Here is a 4,929-nt window from a genome sequence, read left to right as displayed (position 1 = left end):
CTTCCGGTGGGTGCCGACCGTTGGTCGGCACACCCGAAGGGTTGATGAGGTTGCCGGCCAGCGGCCGGCACTACCATTACGCGGCGACCGGCGCCTGCGGAGGCGAGGAAGGGCTGTTGCCGTTGTCGTCCGGATGGTCGTCGTCGTTGTCGGCGTCATCGCGCCAGCGCCAGTCGGCCGGCGTCAACGGATCCAGGCCATAGGCGATGCGCGCCTTGTCGCACTGCGGGCTGGCCTTGCCGTACTCCCACGATGCATCCACCTCGCGGCACACGCTGGGCCGGTTGGGATGGATGGTGCAGCGTGAATACACGCCGATCTGCGCATCCAGCGCCACGCAGCGCACCGGCTTGGAATGGGTGCCGCGCATGCACAGGCGGTGCGGGTCCAGCACCTCGGTGAGCTGGTGCGGCACGCCGCCGGGGGTGACCTCGTCTGATTCCATCCAGTGGAAGGCCACGCGGTACTGGGTGCAGCAGGCGCCGCAGGTCATGCAGGGATGTTGCATGGGCAAGCCGCCTCGGGCGGCAGTCGGAATCAGGAACGAGGGTGCGGATTTTCCACGAAGTGGGCCGCCGCGCAAGAAATTCCGTAAGCGGCGACAATGAACGGATGAACCGACCCTGCAATATTGCCGCCCGCTTGCCTGAACTGGCGCGTGAACGGCCTGATCAGATCGCCATCCGCTGCCCTGGCCGCCGTGGCGCCGGCAACGGCATGGCCGCCTACGACGTGACCCTGGATTACCGCCAGCTGGACGCTCGCAGCGACGCCATGGCGGCCGGCCTGGCCGGCTACGGGATCGGCCGTGGAGTGCGCACGGTGGTGATGGTGCGGCCGTCGCCGGAGTTCTTCCTGCTGATGTTTGCCCTGTTCAAGCTGGGCGCGGTGCCGGTGCTGGTCGACCCGGGCATCGACAGGCGCGCGCTGAAGCAGTGCCTGGACGAGGCGCAGCCGGAGGCCTTCATCGGCATTCCGCTGGCGCACGTGGCGCGGCTGGTGCTGCGCTGGGCACCCTCGGCGGCGCGCCTGGTGACCGTGGGCCGCCGCCTCGGCTGGGGCGGGACCACGCTGGCCGCGCTGGAGCGCGCCGGCGCCAAGGGTGGGCCGATGCTGGCCGCCACCGACGGCGAGGACATGGCCGCGATCCTGTTCACCAGCGGCTCCACCGGCGTGCCCAAGGGCGTGGTCTACCGCCACCGCCACTTCGTCGGCCAGATCCAGCTGCTGGGCAGCGCCTTCGGCATGGAAGCGGGCGGGGTGGACCTGCCGACCTTCCCGCCGTTTGCCCTGTTCGACCCGGCGCTGGGCCTGACCTCGGTCATCCCGGACATGGACCCGACCCGGCCGGCGCAGGCCGACCCGGCGCGCCTGCACGACGCCATCCAGCGCTTCGGCGTGACCCAGCTGTTCGGCTCGCCGGCGCTGATGCGGGTGCTGGCGAAGCATGGCCGGCCGCTGCCGACGGTGACCCGGGTGACCTCGGCGGGTGCGCCGGTGCCGCCGGACGTGGTCGCCACCATCCGCAGCCTGCTGCCGGCCGACGCGCAGTTCTGGACGCCGTATGGCGCCACCGAGTGCCTGCCGGTGGCGGTGGTCGAAGGCCGCGAGCTGGAACGCACGCGCGCCGCCACCGAGGCCGGCGCCGGCACCTGCGTGGGCAGCGTGGTGGCGCCGAACGAAGTGCGCATCATCGCCATCGATGACGCGCCGCTGGCCGACTGGTCGCAGGCGCGCGTGCTGGCGGTTGGCGAAGTGGGAGAAATCACGGTGGCTGGCCCGACCGCCACCGACAGCTACTTCAACCGCCCGCAGGCCACGGCCGCAGCGAAGATCCGCGAGACGCTGGTCGATGGCAGCACCCGCGTGGTGCATCGCATGGGCGACGTCGGTTACTTCGATGCGCAGGGTCGCCTGTGGTTCTGCGGGCGCAAGACGCAGCGCGTGGAAACCGCGCGCGGACCGCTGTACACCGAACAGGTCGAGCCGGTGTTCAACACCGTCACAGGCGTGGCGCGCACCGCGCTGGTCGGTGTCGGCGCCGCCGGTGCGCAGGTGCCGGTGCTGTGCGTGGAACTGCTGCGCGGCCAGTCCGACAGCCCGGCGCTGCAGGAAGCGCTGCGTGCGCATGCCGCAGCGCGCACGCCTGAGGCCGGCCTGCAGCACTTCCTGGTGCATCCGGCGTTCCCCGTCGATATCCGTCACAACGCCAAGATCGGCCGCGAGAAGCTCGCCGTCTGGGCCAGCGCCGAACTGGAGAAGCGCGCATGAAGATCCTGGTCACCGGTGGTGGTGGGTTCCTTGGCCAGGCGCTGTGCCGCGGGCTGGTCGAACGTGGCCACCAGGTACTGGCGTTCAACCGCAGCCATTATCCGGAGCTGCAGGTGATGGGCGTGGGCCAGATCCGTGGCGACCTGGCCGACCCGCAGGCGGTCCTGCATGCGGTGGCCGGCGTCGATGCGGTATTCCACAACGGTGCCAAGGCCGGTGCGTGGGGCAGCTATGACAGCTACCACCAGGCCAATGTGGTCGGCACCGACAACGTCATCGCCGCCTGCCGTGCGCACGGTATCGGCCGGCTGGTCTACACCTCCACGCCCAGCGTGACGCACCGGGCCACGCACCCGGTAGAAGGCCTCGGCGCCGACGAGGTGCCGTACGGCGAAGATTTCCAGGCGCCCTATGCGGCCACCAAGGCGATTGCCGAACAGCGCGTGCTGGCGGCCAATGACGCGTCGCTGGCGACGGTGGCGCTGCGTCCGCGCCTGATCTGGGGCCCTGGCGACCAGCAGCTGGTACCGCGCCTGGCCGAACGTGCACGACAGGGCCGCCTGCGCCTGGTGGGCGATGGCAGCAACAAGGTCGATACCACCTACATCGACAACGCCGCGCTTGCCCACTTCCTCGCCTTCGAGGCACTGGCGCCCGGTGCCGCATGTGCAGGCAAGGCCTACTTCATTTCCAACGGCGAACCGCTGCCGATGCGCGAGCTGGTCAACAAGCTGCTGCAGGCGGTGGGTGCACCGACCGTGGACAAGGCGATCAGCTTCAAGACCGCGTACCGTATCGGCGCCATCTGCGAGCGGCTGTGGCCGCTGCTGCGCCTGCGCGGCGAACCGCCGTTGACCCGGTTCCTGGCCGAACAGCTGTGCACGCCGCACTGGTACAGCATGGAGCCGGCCCGCCGTGACTTCGGCTATGTGCCGCAGGTCAGCATCGAAGAAGGGCTGCGCAGGCTGAAGGCTTCATCTGCTGCATAGATCGCCATCACTGGTTGCACACCGCAGGATCGGGAGGATGGACCCACGCCATCCAAGGCTCGACCACCCGCGAGGAGCGCCATGCTGCATTACGCCATCATTTTCTTTGTCATCGCCATCATCGCCGCCGTTCTGGGTTTCTCCGGTATCGCCGGCGCCGCAACGAACATCGCCTGGATCCTGTTCGTGGTGTTCCTGATCCTTGCGGTGATCTCGATGTTCCGCAAGCGAGGCTAGCCGGTAGTGCCGGCCGCTGGCCGGCATCGCTTTCCGCAGAGTCGAGCCATGCTCGACTCTGCGGGCGATCACCACGTTACACAGCGCTCTGCAGCCCGCGATCGGCCTCATGGCGTTCCAGCGCCAGTTCGATCAGGCGCGTGATCAGCGCGGTGTAGTCGACACCGCTGGCGCCCCACAGCTTCGGGTACATGCTGATGCGGGTGAAGCCCGGCAGCGTGTTGACCTCGTTGATGACGATCTCGCCGTCTGCGGTGAGGAACACATCCACGCGCGCCATGCCCGCACACTCCAGCGCCTGGTAGGCCTGCCGCGCGATCTGCTGGATGCGCGCCTGGGTGGCGGCGTCGATGTCGGCCGGCACCACCACGTCAGCGCCATTGGCATTGATGTACTTGGTGTCGTAGGCGTAGAACTCGTCGTGCACCACCACCTCGCCGCATACGCTGGCCTGCGGATGCTCGTTGCCCAGCACCGCGCATTCGATCTCGCGGCCGACCACCGCCGATTCCACCAGCACCTTGTGGTCGTAGCGCAGCGCCAATGCCAGTGCCTCGGCAAAGCCCGCCGCATCCTTGACCTTGCTCACACCCACCGACGAACCCTGGTTGGCCGGCTTCACGAACAGCGGCAGGCCGAGCTGGGCGATCACTGCATCGGCATCCACCTCCGCGGCCTCATGGCGGCGGATGCACAGCCACGGCGCCACCTGCAGCCCCGCGTCGCGCAGCAGGCGCTTGGTCACGTCCTTGTCCATCGCCACCGCCGAGCCCAGTACCGGCGAACCGACGAAGGGCAGGTTCGCCATGCGCAGCAGGCCCTGCAGCGCCCCGTCTTCGCCGAGTGGCCCATGCACGATCGGCAACACCACATCGATCTGGCCCAGCGCACTGGCCGTATCGGACGGCTGCAGCTGCGCCTGCTCCGCACCCGGACGCACCGCCAGCGACGTGCCGGACCGATGCAGCGCGATGCGCGACGGATCATCGGCATTGATCAGGAAGGTATCCGGCTGGCTCAGATGCCACTGGCCCTGCTTGTCGATGCCGACCAGCACCGGCTCGAAGCGCTCGCGATCAAGCGCATCGAGGATGTTCTTCGCCGACTGCAGCGAAACTTCGTGCTCGGAAGACTTGCCCCCGAAAATGATGCCAACCCGGGTCCGTGCCATGGGGAGTGCGATGTCCTGTGCGTTGCGTGGCCCCATAGCATGAACCTTCATCGGCCCACCGCGTGAGGCACAGATGAACCAGAAATCCATCCACGCATGGCGTGGATCTACCGTGTCGACCAAGGTCGACACCCACCAACAGCGCGGGAATCTGTCGAAGGCGGGATGGGTCCGGTTGCGGGGGTGTCCGCGGCATGGATGCCGCGGCCAAGCCCCCACGGACGGGTCTACGGCGTCCCCCGCAACCCGACCGTCCCGGCC

Annotated in this window: 5 protein-coding genes; 3 read left to right on the top strand and 2 right to left on the bottom strand. The window is 68.6% G+C overall.

The genetic code is table 11. The annotated features are described in order from the left end of the window. Positions 1 to 76: 76 nt before the first annotated feature. Positions 77 to 508, bottom strand: coding sequence for a YkgJ family cysteine cluster protein (locus O0K41_RS21920; RefSeq protein WP_005407630.1), 432 nt, complete (start codon positions 506 to 508; stop codon positions 77 to 79). A gap of 104 nt (positions 509 to 612) precedes the next feature. Here O0K41_RS21920 and oleC point away from each other — a divergent pair, with 104 nt between their 5' ends. From oleC to O0K41_RS21905, 3 genes are all read left to right on the top strand, one after another. Further along, a complete protein-coding gene (oleC, locus tag O0K41_RS21915; protein WP_088435790.1) occupies positions 613 to 2,271 on the top strand; it encodes an olefin beta-lactone synthetase in 1,659 nt (552 codons plus the stop codon). Beyond that, entirely contained in the window at positions 2,268 to 3,260 is a 993-nt protein-coding gene (oleD, locus tag O0K41_RS21910) for a 2-alkyl-3-oxoalkanoate reductase (protein WP_005407632.1), read from the top strand. The genes oleC and oleD overlap by 4 nt, the downstream gene beginning before the upstream one ends. A gap of 81 nt (positions 3,261 to 3,341) precedes the next feature. Continuing rightward, positions 3,342 to 3,497: a DUF1328 domain-containing protein gene (locus tag O0K41_RS21905; RefSeq protein ID WP_005407633.1), complete on the top strand. Its 156-nt coding sequence runs from the start codon at positions 3,342 to 3,344 to the stop codon at positions 3,495 to 3,497. A gap of 76 nt (positions 3,498 to 3,573) precedes the next feature. Here the strand turns inward: O0K41_RS21905 and ddlA are convergent, their stop codons facing one another. After that, positions 3,574 to 4,668: a D-alanine--D-alanine ligase gene (gene ddlA, locus O0K41_RS21900; RefSeq protein ID WP_049449320.1), complete on the bottom strand. Its 1,095-nt coding sequence runs from the start codon at positions 4,666 to 4,668 to the stop codon at positions 3,574 to 3,576. Between the last annotated feature and the right edge of the window lie 261 nt (positions 4,669 to 4,929).

This window comes from Stenotrophomonas sp. Sm2128 (assembly GCF_030985535.1).
Lineage (GTDB): Bacteria > Pseudomonadota > Gammaproteobacteria > Xanthomonadales > Xanthomonadaceae > Stenotrophomonas > Stenotrophomonas maltophilia.
Note: the sequence above shows the minus strand (reverse complement) of the source record. Positions and strands in the feature narration are given on the sequence as shown.

What these genes read in the sequence shown, in the direction of transcription:
- oleC (WP_088435790.1), top strand. Translation starts at nt 613, where the DNA reads ATGAACCGACCCTGCAATATTGCCGCCCGCTTGCCTGAACTGGCGCGT.
- oleD (WP_005407632.1), top strand. Translation starts at nt 2,268, where the DNA reads ATGAAGATCCTGGTCACCGGTGGTGGTGGGTTCCTTGGCCAGGCGCTG.
- ddlA (WP_049449320.1), bottom strand. Translation starts at nt 4,668, where the DNA reads ATGGCACGGACCCGGGTTGGCATCATTTTCGGGGGCAAGTCTTCCGAG.
- O0K41_RS21920 (WP_005407630.1), bottom strand. Translation starts at nt 508, where the DNA reads ATGCAACATCCCTGCATGACCTGCGGCGCCTGCTGCACCCAGTACCGC.
- O0K41_RS21905 (WP_005407633.1), top strand. Translation starts at nt 3,342, where the DNA reads ATGCTGCATTACGCCATCATTTTCTTTGTCATCGCCATCATCGCCGCC.